Origin of the sequence: Enterobacter sp. RIT637 (genome assembly GCF_019718755.1) — a bacterium.
GTDB lineage: Bacteria > Pseudomonadota > Gammaproteobacteria > Enterobacterales > Enterobacteriaceae > Enterobacter.
This window is the reverse complement of record NZ_JAIHAZ010000002.1, coordinates 334853-348724: the sequence shown is the minus strand read 5'-3', so window position 1 is coordinate 348724 and position 13872 is coordinate 334853. Positions and strand designations below refer to the sequence as shown.

Here is a 13872-nt window from a genome sequence, read left to right as displayed (position 1 = left end):
ATGGACACGTTTATTAATCCGGTTATTTATAAATATGAACATGCTGAAATAAACGGCGTAATGCGTACCGGACTTTATTTTCAGGATGTGCATGGCCGGGACTGGTATGAAACCTTAACGGGCTGGAAAGGCGCGGTCTCTCTGGATGATGACGGGATTGTCATCGCTTATGAAAAGGATGTTTCGTATATGGGTATGGCGGAAGGGCGTAACGTCTATGAGGTCGATCCCCTGAACGTGCCAGATGATGTGTCAGGGAATTTCCAATACGCGGACGGCGTTTTTTATGATATCCGGCCTGATGCGGCAACGCTTGCCGAACAAACACAAAAGCAGCTCATTGAGGATGCGGGGCTTACCATTTCCATTCTGCAGGGTGCCGTCGATGAGTCGATGGCTACTGATGCTGAAAAGGCCAGCTTATCGGCGTGGAAGAGATACCGGGTATTACTATACAGGGTTGATACCAGTAAGCCCGAAGACATTGTATGGCCTGAGCCACCCTCCAAAAGCTAATAAAAAACCCGCGTTAAGCGGGTTTAGTCGTAGGGGCATTCTTCATAGTCATTTTCTGTTTCATCACCGGCAAACAGCCTGAGCCAGCAAAAGCCAAAGAAACACCATGCAGTCAGACCACCAACAACCCAGAGTAAAATTGTCATTCTCGCTCCCTCGTTAATGGCGCAACGATAGCGACAATACCCACTCATTGATAATGGTTATCAGCGATCAATTAACCGTTATTGATCGCTGATAACGATCAACAACCCTTTCCTCACACGGCAACCGGTCACTGCGCGTTGTGCTGTCACTCCCCCAACGGTCTTTCGTTTCTCACTCCTCACACACAGCAGAAAATAGTTGCACCCCTTCACCACGGAGTTAAACGGATGAGCGACTATCATCACGGCGTCGAGGTCATCGAGATTAACGATGGCACCCGCACCATTTCCACCGTTTCTACAGCCATCATCGGCATGGTCTGCACGGCCAGCGATGCTGACGACTCAACATTCCCGCTTAATGAGCCGGTGCTGATTACCAGCGTGCAGAACGCTATCGGTAAGGCCGGTAAACTTGGCACTCTGTCAAAATCCCTGCAGGCCATTGTCGACCAGTGCAAGCCGGTCGTTGTGGTTGTGCGCGTTGCCGAAGGTATCGACGACCCGGAAGACCCGGGAGCGGCGCAGAAAGAGACCATTTCCAACATCATCGGCACCACCGACGAAAACGGCAAATACACCGGCCTTAAAGCGCTGCTGGGTGCAAAAACCGTGACCGGCGTTAAGCCGCGCATTCTCGGCGTGCCGGGGCTGGATTCTCAGGAAGTGGCGACCGCGATCGCGGCGACCTGTCAGAGCCTGCGCGCGTTTGGCTATATCAGCGCGTGGGGCTGCAAGACCATTTCCGAAGCCATTGCCTACCGTAAGAATTTCAGCCAGCGCGAGCTGATGGTCATTCACCCTGATTTTCTGGCATGGGACACCACGGCGAACGATACCGATATTGCATGGGCGACCGCCCGCGCGCTCGGCCTGCGTGCCAAAATCGACCAGGAGACCGGCTGGCACAAAACGCTGTCTAACGTCGGCGTGAATGGCGTCACCGGCGTCAGCGCCTCGGTCTCGTGGGATTTGCAGGAGAAAGCCACCGACGCAAACCTGCTTAATCAGGCCGGTGTCACCACGCTTATTCGTAACGACGGCTTTAAATTCTGGGGCAACCGTACCTGCTCAGATGACCCGCTTTTCCTGTTTGAAAACTACACGCGCACGGCGCAGGTGCTGGCCGACACGATGGCGGAGGCGCACGCGTGGGCGATTGACAAACCCGTCACCGCAACGCTTATCCGCGACATCGTCGCCGGTATGAATGCGAAATTCCGCGAGCTGAAAAATAACGGCTATATCGTTGACGGCTCCTGCTGGTACGACCCGGAGTCAAACAGCATGGAAACACTCAAGGCGGGGAAATTGTATATCGATTACGACTACACCCCCGTCCCGCCGCTGGAAAACCTGACCCTGCGCCAGCGCATCACCGATACCTATCTGGCGAACCTGTCAGACTCGGTCAACAGCTAAGGAGCTCAGAGCATGGCGTTACCACGCAAACTGAAATATCTGAACATGTTTAACGACGGTCTCAGCTACATGGGCGTTGTTGAATCCGTCACTCTGCCAAAGCTGACCCGCAAGCTTGAGAAATACCGTGGCGGCGGGATGCCGGGATCGGTGTCGATTGACCTCGGCCTCGATGATGACGCGCTGTCGCTTGAGTGGACGCTCGGCGGTCTGCCTGATATCGAGCTGTGGGCGCAGTACGCGTCACCGGGCGCGGATAGCGTGCCGCTGCGTTTTACCGGCTCATACCAGCGCGATGACACCGGCGCAATTTCTGCCGTTGAGGTGGTCATGCGTGGCCGTCATAAAGAGTATGACGGCGGCGAAAACAAACAGGGCGAAAGCGGCACGACCAAAATCTCGACCGAGTGCACTTACTACCAGCTCACGATTGACGGCAAAGAGGTCATCGAGATTGACGCCATCAACATGGTGATGAAAGTCGACGGCGTCGACCGTCTGGCGGAACACCGTAAGGCCATCGGCCTGTAACCCCTTAACCGGTCAGTCAGGCTGGCCGGTCACTTAACTTTGACGAGACCAACATCATGGAAAACATCAACGAAACCGAAAACTCAAACATAGTGATCCTCGATAATCCCATCATGCGCGGCGAGCAGAAAATCGAGCAGGTGACCGTCACAAAACCCAACGCGGGAACCCTGCGCGGTGTGAGTCTGGCCACGCTGGCAAACTCTGACGTCGATGCGCTGATTAAGGTGCTGCCGCGCATGACGTACCCGGCGCTCACCGAGCATGAGGTCATGCGTCTGGAAGCGTCAGACCTGATTTTGTTCGCCGGTAAGGTGGTCGGTTTTTTGTCGCCATCTTCGGCTCGCTGACGTTCCCCGACAACCTTTCGGTCGATGACCTGATGGCGGATATCGCGGTGATTTTTCACTGGCCGCCATCAGAGCTGAATTCCCTGAGCGTGACCGAGCTCATCACATGGCGCGATAAGGCGCTGCAGCGAAGCGGAAACCACCATGAGCAATAACGTCAGACTTGAGGTGCTGCTTAACGCAGTAGACCGGGCAAGCCGACCGCTCAAAGCTATCCAGAACGCCAGTAAATCCCTTGCTGGCGATATCCGCACTTCTCAAAACACCCTGCGCGATCTGAATGCGCAGGCGTCCCGAATTGACGGATTCAGGAAAGCGAGCGCACAGCTTGCCGTGACCGGTCAGTCGCTTAACAAAGCGAAACAGGAGGCCGCAGCGCTGGCCGTCCAGTTTAAAAACACCGAAAACCCCACTAACGCGCAGGCGCGCGCGATGGAGGCGGCAAAGAAATCCGCCGCTGACCTGCAGCTCAAATATAACGGGCTCAGGCAGTCGGTGCAGCGCCAGCGCACCGAGCTCGCGCAGGCCGGGATAAATACCCGCACGCTGTCGGCAGACGAGAGCCGTCTGAAATCCAGCATCAGTGAGACAACCGCGCAGCTTAACCGGCAACGTGATGCACTGGCGCGCGTCAGTCAGCAACAGGCCAGACTCAGCGCGGTAAAAAGCCGCTATGAATCCGGGCAACAGCTCGCCGCCGGTGCGCGTAATGCCGGGATGGTGGGCGTCGGGGTGGCGACCGCCGGGCTTTATGGTGCGTCACGCTTTATTGCGCCGGGTATCGGTTTTGATAAGCAGATGTCAGGCACGCAGGCGATCCTCGGGCTCGATAAGGGCGACGATAAGCTCGCGGCCATTCGTCAACAGGCGCGTGATATCGGTGCGACAACCGCCTTTTCGCCGGGTGATGTAGCGCGCACGCAGACCACGCTCGCACGCTCGGGCTATAACGCCGATGACGTGCTGGCTGCGACCGGTTCGACCGTAAACCTGAGCCTCGCGGCCGACGTGGATATTGCAGAAGCCGCCGACATTATCACTAACATGCAGTCGGCATTTAACCTGCCGACCACCGAGATTGAGCGTGTCGCGGATGTGATAACGAAAGGCTTTACGTCATCAAACACCGGCCTCGTCGAGCTGGGCGAGGCGATGAAATATGTTGCGCCAATTGCCGAGGCTGCAGGAGCGAGTATCGGAGACACGACCGCCATGCTCGGCATTCTGGCGGATAACGGGATTAAAGGCTCGATGGCCGGTACGGGCGCGAGTGCCATTTTCAACCGCCTGCAAGCCCCCATGGGTAGGGCCGTTGACGCCATTGCCGAATTAGGCGTGAAAACCCGCGACAGCAAAGGGAACATGCTGCCGGTCGAGAAAATCCTCAAAGATATTCACAAGTCCTTTGCGAAAAACAAACTCGGTACGGCGGAGCAGGGCGAATACTTGAAAGTCATCTTTGGTGAGGAGGCCATGAAAGGGGCGATTAAACTCGTCGCCGCTGCCGGTGATGGCTCGCTCGATAATAAGCGCCAGCAAATCCGGGATTCTAAAGGCACGACCGAGCACATTGCGAAAATCCAGACGGACAACCTAGACGGCGATCTGAAAAACCTGCAGTCAGCATGGGAAGACCTGCAGATTGAGGTTTTCGAAAAAGAAGATTCAGCACTGCGCCGCCTGACGGTTTCCGCGACCAACTGGCTCGGCAAGGTGGCTGCATGGGCTAAAGCGAATCCAGAACTGACGCAAACCCTGTTTAACCTTGTCGCCGGTGGGCTGGCGCTGGTTGGGGTGCTCGGCGGGATTGGTCTGATTGCATGGCCTGTCATCGCAGGAATAAACGCGATTATCGCTGCTGCTGGCATGCTGAGCGTCGTTTTCACTACTGCCGGAAGTGCCATTGTCGCGGCATTAGGGGCAATCAGTCTGCCGGTGGTCGCGGTGATCGCTGCCGTGGTGGCCGGTGCGCTGCTCATCCGTAAATACTGGGAGCCCATCAGCGCTTTCTTCTCGGGTGTGGTCGAGGGGCTTAAAGCGGCCTTTGCGCCGGTGGCGGAAATCTTTGCCCCGCTCGCGCCGGTGTTTGATTCTTTCATGGATAAACTGCGTGGGGTCTGGCAGTGGTTCACTGACCTGATAGCGCCCGTCAAAGCGACACAGGAGACGCTCGACAGCTGTAAAAATGCGGGGGTGTTGTTCGGTAAGGCACTGGCCGACGCGCTGATGTTACCGCTTAATAGTTTCAACAAACTGCGCGGCGGCGTTAACTGGCTGCTGGAGAAACTAGGGGTTATCAATAAAGAGTCGAGCGACCTTGACCAGAAAGCCGCAAAAGCCAATGCGGCAACGGGTTCAGGTAAAGAGTCCAGTATCAGACCAACCTCGTTCTTTGGCGATTCTCAGTGGTATCACCCGGTGCCGGTTCCTGCCGGGAAGACCTACGTAGACCAGAGCAAGCCAGAATATAACATCACCCTACATGGTGGCATCGCACCGGGTACAGACCTTGACCGGCAGCTCCGCGAAGCCGTCGAAAGACTCGACCAGCAAAACCGTGCGCGTCAGCGCTCAAGTATGCGTCATGATGGATGAGGGCTAAAGCATGTTAATGGTTTTAGGTTTATTTGTGTTTGAGCGCCGCACGCTGCCGCATCAGTCAATGCAGTATTCGAAGGATTACCGCTGGGCGTCAAATGACCGCATCGGCAAACCACCGGCCTATCAGTTTCTCGGGGAGGGGGATACCTCGCGCACGCTTTCGGGCGTGCTGTACCCCGAAATCACCGGCGGTCGCCTCTCACTGACCGCCATCGAGCTGATGGCCGACGAAGGCAGGGCGTGGCCGCTGATTGACGGAACGGGCATGATCCACGGCATGTATGTCATCGATAAAGTGACCCACACGCACAGCGAATTATTCAGCGACGGCGCGGCCAGAAGAATCGAGTTTAGCCTCTCGCTGAAACGGGTCGATGAGTCGCTCGCGGCGATTTATGGCGACCTGAAAACGCAGGCCGACAATCTGGTGACGTCTGCCGGTAACTGGCTGGGAGGGCTGGCGGGATGATTACGGGTAAGAATATTCAGGCCGGGGCGAAGATTGCCCCGGCGTTTATGCTCAAGCTCGATGGCGATGATATCACGCAGAATTTCAGCGACCGGCTAATCAGCCTGACCATGACGGACAATCGCGAATTCGAGGCCGACCAGCTCGACATTGAGCTCGATGACAGCGACGGGCTTGTCGAGTTGCCGCCGCGCGGTGCAAAGCTGACGCTGTGGTTAGGCTGGCAGGGATCTGCCTTGCTGAATAAAGGGAGTTTCACGGTCGATGAAATCGAGCACCGGGGCGCACCTGATGCGCTGACCATCCGGGGGCGCAGCGTTGATTTTCGCGGGACACTTAATTCACGCAGGGAACAGTCATGGCATGACACCACGCTCGGGGTCATTGTGGAGACTATCGCGGCACGCAACAAGCTGACGGCCAGCGTGGCGGATACGCTGAAAGCGATCCCCGTGCCTCACATTGACCAGACGCAGGAATCTGACGCGGTGTTTCTGGCGAGGCTGGCGGAGCGCAACGGCGCATCTGTCGCGGTGAAGTTTGGGAAACTGTTATTCCTGAAAGCCGGTAGCGCGGTGACGGCCAGTGGTAAGCCTATCCCGCAAATGACCGTAGAGCGCGGCGACGGCGACCGGCATCAGTTCGCCATTGCTGACCGGGAAGCCTACACCGGCGTAACGGCAAAATGGCTGCACACCAAAGACCCGAAGCCGCAAAAGCAAAAGGTGAAGCTCAAACGCAAACAAAAGGTACAGCACCTGCGCGCGCTGCAGCATCCGAAAGCGACCAAAACCACGGCAAAGGCAAAAGCCAAAAAAGAGCAGGAAGCGCGCGAGGGTGAGTATATGGCCGGTGAATCTGACAATGTGCTGGAGCTGACGACCATCTACGCCACGAAGGCGCAGGCCATGCGCGCAGCTCAGGCAAAGTGGGACAAGCTGCAGCGCGGCGTCGCTGAGTTTTCAATCTCGCTGGCTATTGGCAGGGCTGATTTATTTCCTGAAACGCCGGTTGCGGTGAAAGGCTTTAAGCGCGTTATAGACGAGCAGGCTTGGATAATCAGCCGGGTGGTGCATAACCTTAACGGGAACGGCTACACGACGGGCTTAGAGCTTGAGGTTAAGGTTTCGGATGTGGAGTATGAAAGCGAGGAGTTAAATCAATAATTATGATTTAAGTATTTGTTATATATGGTTTTAATGGTTAAAATTAGCGCATCGGAAATTAAAAGAGGTGCTCGTCATGTTTCATTGTCCTAAATGCCATTTTGCTGCTCACGCTCGCACAAGTCGCTATTTTTCTGACACGACTAAAGAGCGCTATCATCAGTGCACAAATATCAACTGCAGTTGCACGTTTGTCACTACTGAGACCGTCGAACGCTTTATAGTTTCACCGGGTGAAATAATGCCAGTACCACCCCACCCGTCAAGGTCGGGTCAGCAACAAATGCAATGGATTTGAATAAAAATTTAGCTTCGTAATATGTGGTTATAATTTAGTGCCCTCATTCTCACACCCTTAAAAAAGTGCAGTAAGATCAATGGGTAGCTTAGAGTAATCATACATTCGTTAGATTGTAACCATGGCGGCGACTTCTGCCGCTCCTATCTACAAGAATTTCTACATCATGGATATAGTTTATGTTTGTAATATTCATCAAAAAAATACACAATGATATGTTATGGGAAAATTCATTATTTGGGGAGTGTGACAATTGAAAATAATTGACAATTCTTTATTGATAGATGTAGCTCTAACTGAAGAAGTATATGAGCAAGTCAAGTTGCTTCTAACCGGTCTGGATGACATAAGTTTAAAAATTGAAAGTTCTGTTATCTCCGCTAAAGTAATAGACCTACCAATTGCTGTAAGTTCTGTGTTTTTTAAAAACTGCACTTTTGTAGTTTCGACGGTGATCTCTAACCTTAAAGATGGACGTTTTTTTAAAATCGAAAACTGTAAAAGAGATTTTTTTCTTGGCAATGTTAAAATTAAGGGGGTTAATTGCCGTAACCTTGTTATTGACCAGGATGAAATCGAAAACTTTGAAGAACGCCTTTCTCCAGATATTGAAAAGTGCATTATCGAGTATTTCGAATGTACGTGTGAACAACCACCCGTCTTCGATGAGGTAGTTTTTATGAAAAAGGTTTTCATAAATTCTAATATAAAAGGCGAGCCATGCGGTTTATTTTTCAATAGCTGTAATTTTTTTAAAAACTCTCAGCTAAATATAGATATTAAATCACCAATTTCAATCCACATGGATAAATGCGGCTTTTTGAAATTGAAATCAGAATCAGATTCTAATACTGGAAGCGCATTTCTAAATTTTGCCGAAGGCACGATAATAAAAAAACTTGATATATCAGAATCAAAAATAGGAAGGATGAATTTTGAGCTATTTTCAATTGCTGTTGAAAATCTCATAATAAAAGATTCAGAAGTTGGAGGGTTAGATCTTTCAACCATTGAGAAGGATGATGATAAAAACAATTATATATATAACATGAGTGTAATAGGCTCATTATTGCGTAAGTTTAGCTTTAGGCATAGAAAAATAATTCATGCAGTTGATTTCTCTAATACAAAATTTTCCACCCCTCCTCAAATACAGGGTTCAAATATTCCGGAGGGTAGTGTGTTTCCTAATAAAGAGCACTTTGTCAGTCGGAAAGGCTTGCAGGATGCGTCGTGCTATCGAGCGTTAAGGTTCATCATGGAGTCTCAAAGGAATAGAGAGTTTGAGGGTATGTTTTTCTCACTAGAACAAGAGAGCCTGTTAAATGGAGAAGAAAAAAAATTTAAATTTTTTAGTGCAAATTACTTATATTATTTGTTTTCTGATTACGGTACGAGTTATCGTACGCCTTTAATCTTTCTATTAATATCCATACCAGTTTTTACAATCATTTATGCACTTATTAGTTCCCCGGTAATTTCAATTTTCTTGCCTATAGATTGGGGATGTGTTATTAAATCATTGATTATTACATTGAAGCAAACTTTTTTACCTTTTGACGTATTGAGGAATAATGACTTCCTAACTAACAAAAACACTTTTTCATATATGGTATTTGTGCTCGTAGGTGTACTTAATAGCATTGTTTCGGTCTCTCTTATAGCGCTTTCTGGTTTAGCACTAAGATGGAAGTTCAAAAGAGGCTAGACCAAACCGTAAAACATCAACTTTATATATTAATCGGTTCAAAATATCTTTAATGTCGTTTATATATTTGCAATTGGTTATCATTTGTTCATCCACTTAGAAGATGCCATTAATCATAATTTTTAATAGAAACCCCGCATTCACGGGGTTACTTGTATCGATGTGGTCAATTTGTGGACATGAACTGAAATAAATCCTTTTATTTCATTATGTTGAAGCGTTTTCAAAAACTCCTGAGGGAGCCTTTTTAATGTCGTTGACAATGTCCCGTCATTTAGTTGTATAGTACAACTAAATGACGGAGAAAATCATGCATACTGAACCCCCTGTAGTTAGCGACATTCGCGTTGCGTCACGTTTGATGGTCAGAGAACTGGGCTTTATGGCCTCCACGCTGGCTTCTACACATTACTCGCCCTCGGCCGTACACACCCTCGTGGAAATTGAGCTGCATAAAGAGATGACCGCAGGTCAGCTGGTGCAGCTGCTGGGTCTGGAAAAATCCAGCGTTAGCCGGATGTTGTCGCGCCTTATTTCCGCAGGGGAACTGGAGGAAGTTGTTTCTGCGCAGGATGCCAGGGCCAAAAGTCTTCGGCTGACGGCAAAGGGGCGCAAGACCGTGGAGCAGATAAATGCCTACGGAAGCGAGCGCGTCATCTCAGCGATACAATCACTGGATCCCATACAGCAGGAAACCATCTCTCAGGGATTGTCGCTCTACGCCAACGCGCTGCTGGCCTGTCGGGAGAGCGGCGCTGGGCGACAGCCAGCGGCACCCTTGATTGTCTCAGGCTATCGTCCCGGCATGATTGGCCGCATCGCGGAAATGCACGGCAGCTATTACGCGCGCGAGCATAACTTTGGCAGCTTCTTTGAAGCCAAGGTCGCTGCGGGGCTTGCTGAATTTAGCGGACGCCTCGAAAAGCCGTGCAATCAGGTTTGGCTAGCCGTGATGAACGGCAAAATTGTAGGGTCTGTCGCCATCGACGGTGAAGATTTAGAGCCGGGTGAGGCGCATCTGCGCTGGTTTATTCTGGATGATGGCTGCCGGGGCCATGGGGTTGGCAAAAAACTGTTGAGCGAGGCCATGACGTTTTGCGACAGCGAGGGCTTTTCTGCCGTGCATCTCTGGACATTCAATAAATTAACCGCAGCCCGACGCCTTTACGAATCCTTTGGCTTTACGCTCGCGAAAGAGTGGGAGGGCGATCAGTGGGGCAGCCGTATCCTTGAGCAGCAGTTTACCCGGTTCAAACAGGTTTAGCGGTGCGATAAAAAAGGCTCCTTACGGAGCCCAGGGGTATTAAAAGACTTTCTTGTACGGGCGCACCGTGACTTTTTCGTACACACCGGCAGCCACATACGGATCGGCGTCAGCCCAGGCGGTTGCCGCTTCCAGAGATTCAAACTCGGCAATGACCGTAGAGCCAGAAAAACCCGCGGCGCCCGGATCGTTGCTGTCTACCGCAGGCATAGGTCCCGCGGTCAATAAGCGGCCTTCATCCTGCAGCAGCTGTAAGCGTGCCAGGTGGGCAGGGCGAACAGACTGGCGTTTTTCCAGGGATTCAGCGACATCTTCAGAGTAAATCACATAAAGCACGGCGAAGCTCCTTAACCGTTAAAAGTGCCAGTTACGTTATGTGAAAGGGCAAATGACTGCAATGTAAAGATAAAAACAATGTTAAAACCCTGATCTAAATGCCCCTTTTTTCGCCGCTCTGGCGCTTTAATTGCGCTTAGACAAAGTGTCTTATTGAATATGATTGCTATTTGCATTTAAAATCAGAGTTCGGTTTTTTAACGTTGATGATTATGACTTCGATGACCCTTGATTTACCTCGCCGCTTTCCCTGGCCGACGCTGCTTTCTGTCGTGATTCACGGTGCCGTTGTGGCGGGTTTACTCTATACCTCGGTTCATCAGGTTATTGAAATGCCGGCGCCCGCGCAGCCAATTTCCGTGACCATGGTTTCGCCTGCGGATCTCGAGCCGCCGCAGGTTGCGCCTCCGCCGCCACAGCCCGTTGCTGAACCAGAGCCCGAACCCGAGCCTGTTCCGGAACCCCCGAAGGAAGCGCCGGTGGTGATCCACAAACCGGAACCTAAGCCGAAACCGAAGCCGAAGCCTAAACCGGTGAAGAAAGTCGAAGAGCGTCCGAAACGCGAAGTGCGCCCGGTCGAGACGCGGCCATCGCAGCCGGTAGAGAACACTGCGCCTTCGCGTCCGGTAATGAACAACACCGCAACTACCGCGAAGCCGACCGTTACAGCGCCTGCGGGGCCAAGGGCGCTCAGCCGGAACCAGCCTGCCTATCCGGCGCGTGCTCAGGCGCTCCGCATTGAAGGGCGTGTGCGGGTGAAGTTTGACGTGACCTCAGATGGCCGCGTTGACAACGTGCAAATCCTCTCTGCGCAGCCCTCAAATATGTTTGAGCGCGATGTAAAGGCCGCGATGCGTAAATGGCGCTATGAAGCCGGTAAGCCGGGCAGTGGATTGATAGTGAATATTGTTTTCCGCCTGAACGGCGGGGCACAGATGGAATGAAAAAAGCCTCCGCAAGGAGGCTTTTTTGTCTGACCATCAGGTTTGAGGGAGCTGACGCGGTTTACCCGCGTTATCGACCGCCACATAAATAAACAGCGCTTCCGTGGCTTTGTAACGCTGACCAATCGGTTCGGAAGAGACCTTTTTCACCCATACTTCAATGTTGATGGAAATTGATGTGTTGCCGCGTTTAACGCAGCGCGCATAACAGCACACCACATCCCCCACCGCGACCGGGCGCAGGAAGGTCATGCCGTCCACCCGGACAGTCACCACCCGCCCGTGCGCAATCTCTTTTGCTAAAATTGCCCCACCCATATCCATCTGCGACATTAGCCAGCCGCCGAAAATATCGCCATTGGCATTAGTGTCCGCGGGCATTGCCAGTGTGCGTAAAACCAGTTCGCCCTGAGGGGCGTCATTTGTTGTCATTGTTTTAAACTCGTAACGGAAGACTTCAGGCGGGATGCTACTATGATTTTTAACGGGAGAAAATAGCCCGGAACGCGCATGTTCCGGGCGTGAGGATCAGTGCTTGTCGTCCTGAGGCATGTGTCGATAGATATAAATACCGCTCAACAGCGTGAAGATAAGCGTCAACGCGGTCAGTCCAAAGACCTTAAAGTTGACCCAGATGTTCTGCGGCAGCCAGAAAGCAATGTAGATGTTGGCGAGGCCGCAGAGAATAAAGAACAGCGCCCAGGCGATATTCAGACGGGACCACACCTCTTGCGGCAGCGTAAGCTCTTTGCCCAGCATGCGCTGGATCAACGGCTTTTTCATCACCCACTGGCTGATCAGTAACGCACCCGCAAACAGCGCGTAAATCACCGTGACCTTCCATTTGATGAATTCATCATTGTGGAAGAACAGCGTCAGGCCACCGAATACAGCCACCATAATGAAGGTGATTAGCGCCATTTTTTCAACTTTGCGGTAACGCACCCAGCTGTAAATCAGCACGATAGCGGTAGCAATAATCAGCGCCGTCGTCCCGGCATAAATGTCGTACAGCTTGTAAAACGCAAAAAAGACGACCAGCGGTAAAAAATCAAGAAACTGCTTCATTCTACGATCCCAATTACTGACGAATTAACATATACAGGCGGAACAAGTAGACCAGCAGAACTGCTGATATCAGGTTGCTCAGCGTATTAGCCACGACCGCGCCAACGTTCGGCGTTAACACGGCAAAATTCGGTGCAAATAATAACAGTAGCGTTTTGGCAAGGAGCCAGCCGATCACAGCTGGGGCCACCAGACGCATGTTCGCCCACGCCAGTCTGATGCTGCTGCGCATCGCAGTAAAGATGCCCATCTTATCCTGCACAATCATTACCGGCGCGAAAGAGAGCACGATAGCCAGTAATACACCCGGTACTACGACCAGCATAATCCCCATTTGTACCAGCAGCGTGGTTAAAAAGATGACGATGAACAGCTTGGGGAGCACTGGCGCGCTGGTGCCAATGGCGCGCAGGGCACTGACGCGATGGCCCGCCGAAACGAGCTGAATCATCAGCAGCACGCCGCCCGCCAGAACCGCATTACCGATCAAACCTGAAAATGTCGAGGCGGCGGACGCACGCAGCAGGATTTGCTGTTGCTCCGGCGTCATGTTTTGCACCAGTTCAAATAACCCCACGCTACCGGCAAGATGGTCGCCCTGGCTCAGGCTGGCAATTTGTTCTTCACTCGGTGAGAACGCATGACCGAGCACCACCGTAATAAAGGCGCATAGCAGCGCGATCAGTAAAAAGGTAATGAACTGATTGCGGAAAAAATTTCCCGTGTCACGGTAGACGGACTTCGCCGTGATAGACATGCACTCTCCTTGAGTATTGCAGGTGTTAATTAGCCGGCAATTGTACACCGGATAAGAGTGCCGTGGCAGCATCAAGGCTTGTATGGAAAAGCATATCTTTGTAAAGCGGCAGTAATTTTTCGCTCAGCACAGAAATTTGATGTAGAACCCACCTTGCGGGTTAAGTTTGATTATCAAAAATTAATCCAGATCAATGAATGTTAACTTACTGGTTTTAATGTGATCTGTGATAGATCACTTAATACTCTTTTGTGAGTATATTCTCATCCGCAATTAAAACCACAACGATGGAGCGG

General features: G+C 51.6%; 17 protein-coding genes and 1 pseudogene. 12 read left to right on the top strand and 6 right to left on the bottom strand.

Annotation, left to right across the window (positions count from 1 at the left end; translation table 11 throughout):
- The gene (locus tag K5E19_RS05215; protein ID WP_221550283.1) at window positions 1-516 is read left to right on the top strand and encodes a tail fiber assembly protein; all 516 of its coding nucleotides are present in this window, start codon (window positions 1-3) and stop codon (window positions 514-516) included.
- Window positions 517-539: 23 nt separating this feature from the next.
- On the opposite strand, the gene K5E19_RS24205 is transcribed toward K5E19_RS05215, so the two are convergent.
- Complete coding sequence (locus K5E19_RS24205) at window positions 540-662, bottom strand: hypothetical protein (protein WP_260411646.1); 123 nt, start codon at window positions 660-662, stop codon at window positions 540-542.
- Window positions 663-890: 228 nt separating this feature from the next.
- Between K5E19_RS24205 and K5E19_RS05210 the strand changes: the two genes are divergently transcribed.
- From K5E19_RS05210 to K5E19_RS05165, 10 genes are all read left to right on the top strand, one after another.
- On the top strand, window positions 891-2084 hold the full coding sequence (locus K5E19_RS05210) for a phage tail sheath protein (RefSeq protein WP_221550282.1): 1194 nt from the start codon (window positions 891-893) through the stop codon (window positions 2082-2084).
- Between the two features lie 12 nt (window positions 2085-2096).
- Complete coding sequence (locus tag K5E19_RS05205) at window positions 2097-2615, top strand: phage major tail tube protein (RefSeq protein ID WP_221550281.1); 519 nt, start codon at window positions 2097-2099, stop codon at window positions 2613-2615.
- A gap of 56 nt (window positions 2616-2671) precedes the next feature.
- Window positions 2672-2965 carry a phage tail assembly protein gene (locus K5E19_RS05200; RefSeq protein WP_221550280.1) on the top strand — a complete coding sequence of 98 codons (294 nt, stop codon included), beginning with the start codon at window positions 2672-2674 and terminating at the stop codon, window positions 2963-2965.
- A gap of 32 nt (window positions 2966-2997) precedes the next feature.
- On the top strand, window positions 2998-3120 hold the full coding sequence (locus K5E19_RS05195) for a GpE family phage tail protein (RefSeq protein ID WP_032658721.1): 123 nt from the start codon (window positions 2998-3000) through the stop codon (window positions 3118-3120).
- Window positions 3110-5560, top strand: coding sequence for a phage tail tape measure protein (locus K5E19_RS05190; RefSeq protein ID WP_221550279.1), 2451 nt, complete (start codon window positions 3110-3112; stop codon window positions 5558-5560). Before K5E19_RS05195 ends, K5E19_RS05190 begins: the two co-directional genes overlap by 11 nt.
- Window positions 5561-5570: 10 nt before the next feature.
- Entirely contained in the window at window positions 5571-6035 is a 465-nt protein-coding gene (locus K5E19_RS05185; RefSeq protein WP_221550278.1) for a phage tail protein, read from the top strand.
- The gene (locus K5E19_RS05180; protein WP_221550277.1) at window positions 6032-7201 is read left to right on the top strand and encodes a phage late control D family protein; all 1170 of its coding nucleotides are present in this window, start codon (window positions 6032-6034) and stop codon (window positions 7199-7201) included. Before K5E19_RS05185 ends, K5E19_RS05180 begins: the two co-directional genes overlap by 4 nt.
- Window positions 7202-7277: 76 nt before the next feature.
- A complete protein-coding gene (locus K5E19_RS05175) occupies window positions 7278-7499 on the top strand; it encodes a DNA-binding transcriptional regulator (RefSeq protein ID WP_221550276.1) in 222 nt (73 codons plus the stop codon).
- A 253-nt stretch (window positions 7500-7752) separates the two neighbouring features.
- Window positions 7753-9207 carry a hypothetical protein gene (locus tag K5E19_RS05170; RefSeq protein WP_221550275.1) on the top strand — a complete coding sequence of 485 codons (1455 nt, stop codon included), beginning with the start codon at window positions 7753-7755 and terminating at the stop codon, window positions 9205-9207.
- A 310-nt stretch (window positions 9208-9517) separates the two neighbouring features.
- On the top strand, window positions 9518-10471 hold the full coding sequence (locus K5E19_RS05165) for a helix-turn-helix domain-containing GNAT family N-acetyltransferase (protein WP_221550274.1): 954 nt from the start codon (window positions 9518-9520) through the stop codon (window positions 10469-10471).
- Window positions 10472-10510: 39 nt separating this feature from the next.
- Here the strand turns inward: K5E19_RS05165 and K5E19_RS05160 are convergent, their stop codons facing one another.
- Window positions 10511-10807, bottom strand: coding sequence for a YciI family protein (locus K5E19_RS05160; protein WP_089600585.1), 297 nt, complete (start codon window positions 10805-10807; stop codon window positions 10511-10513).
- Between the two features lie 221 nt (window positions 10808-11028).
- Here K5E19_RS05160 and tonB point away from each other — a divergent pair, with 221 nt between their 5' ends.
- Window positions 11029-11751 carry a TonB system transport protein TonB gene (gene tonB / locus K5E19_RS05155; protein ID WP_221550502.1) on the top strand — a complete coding sequence of 241 codons (723 nt, stop codon included), beginning with the start codon at window positions 11029-11031 and terminating at the stop codon, window positions 11749-11751.
- A gap of 36 nt (window positions 11752-11787) precedes the next feature.
- Here tonB and yciA read toward each other — a convergent pair whose 3' ends face one another.
- From yciA to K5E19_RS05135, 4 genes and pseudogenes are all read right to left on the bottom strand, one after another.
- Complete coding sequence (gene yciA, locus K5E19_RS05150) at window positions 11788-12183, bottom strand: acyl-CoA thioester hydrolase YciA (RefSeq protein ID WP_089600589.1); 396 nt, start codon at window positions 12181-12183, stop codon at window positions 11788-11790.
- A 96-nt stretch (window positions 12184-12279) separates the two neighbouring features.
- Complete coding sequence (locus K5E19_RS05145) at window positions 12280-12819, bottom strand: septation protein A (protein ID WP_221550273.1); 540 nt, start codon at window positions 12817-12819, stop codon at window positions 12280-12282.
- A 13-nt stretch (window positions 12820-12832) separates the two neighbouring features.
- Complete coding sequence (locus K5E19_RS05140; protein WP_221550272.1) at window positions 12833-13576, bottom strand: YciC family protein; 744 nt, start codon at window positions 13574-13576, stop codon at window positions 12833-12835.
- Window positions 13577-13601: 25 nt separating this feature from the next.
- Window positions 13602-13691 (bottom strand): annotated as a pseudogene (locus tag K5E19_RS05135) (YkgJ family cysteine cluster protein); the annotation flags it as partial.
- Between the last annotated feature and the right edge of the window lie 181 nt (window positions 13692-13872).

What these genes read in the sequence shown, in the direction of transcription:
- K5E19_RS05215 (WP_221550283.1), top strand. Translation starts at nt 1, where the DNA reads ATGGACACGTTTATTAATCCGGTTATTTATAAATATGAACATGCTGAA.
- K5E19_RS24205 (WP_260411646.1), bottom strand. Translation starts at nt 662, where the DNA reads ATGACAATTTTACTCTGGGTTGTTGGTGGTCTGACTGCATGGTGTTTC.
- K5E19_RS05210 (WP_221550282.1), top strand. Translation starts at nt 891, where the DNA reads ATGAGCGACTATCATCACGGCGTCGAGGTCATCGAGATTAACGATGGC.
- K5E19_RS05205 (WP_221550281.1), top strand. Translation starts at nt 2,097, where the DNA reads ATGGCGTTACCACGCAAACTGAAATATCTGAACATGTTTAACGACGGT.
- K5E19_RS05200 (WP_221550280.1), top strand. Translation starts at nt 2,672, where the DNA reads ATGGAAAACATCAACGAAACCGAAAACTCAAACATAGTGATCCTCGAT.
- K5E19_RS05195 (WP_032658721.1), top strand. Translation starts at nt 2,998, where the DNA reads ATGGCGGATATCGCGGTGATTTTTCACTGGCCGCCATCAGAGCTGAAT.
- K5E19_RS05190 (WP_221550279.1), top strand. Translation starts at nt 3,110, where the DNA reads ATGAGCAATAACGTCAGACTTGAGGTGCTGCTTAACGCAGTAGACCGG.
- K5E19_RS05185 (WP_221550278.1), top strand. Translation starts at nt 5,571, where the DNA reads ATGTTAATGGTTTTAGGTTTATTTGTGTTTGAGCGCCGCACGCTGCCG.
- K5E19_RS05180 (WP_221550277.1), top strand. Translation starts at nt 6,032, where the DNA reads ATGATTACGGGTAAGAATATTCAGGCCGGGGCGAAGATTGCCCCGGCG.
- K5E19_RS05175 (WP_221550276.1), top strand. Translation starts at nt 7,278, where the DNA reads ATGTTTCATTGTCCTAAATGCCATTTTGCTGCTCACGCTCGCACAAGT.
- K5E19_RS05165 (WP_221550274.1), top strand. Translation starts at nt 9,518, where the DNA reads ATGCATACTGAACCCCCTGTAGTTAGCGACATTCGCGTTGCGTCACGT.
- tonB (WP_221550502.1), top strand. Translation starts at nt 11,029, where the DNA reads ATGACCCTTGATTTACCTCGCCGCTTTCCCTGGCCGACGCTGCTTTCT.
- yciA (WP_089600589.1), bottom strand. Translation starts at nt 12,183, where the DNA reads ATGACAACAAATGACGCCCCTCAGGGCGAACTGGTTTTACGCACACTG.
- K5E19_RS05145 (WP_221550273.1), bottom strand. Translation starts at nt 12,819, where the DNA reads ATGAAGCAGTTTCTTGATTTTTTACCGCTGGTCGTCTTTTTTGCGTTT.
- K5E19_RS05140 (WP_221550272.1), bottom strand. Translation starts at nt 13,576, where the DNA reads ATGTCTATCACGGCGAAGTCCGTCTACCGTGACACGGGAAATTTTTTC.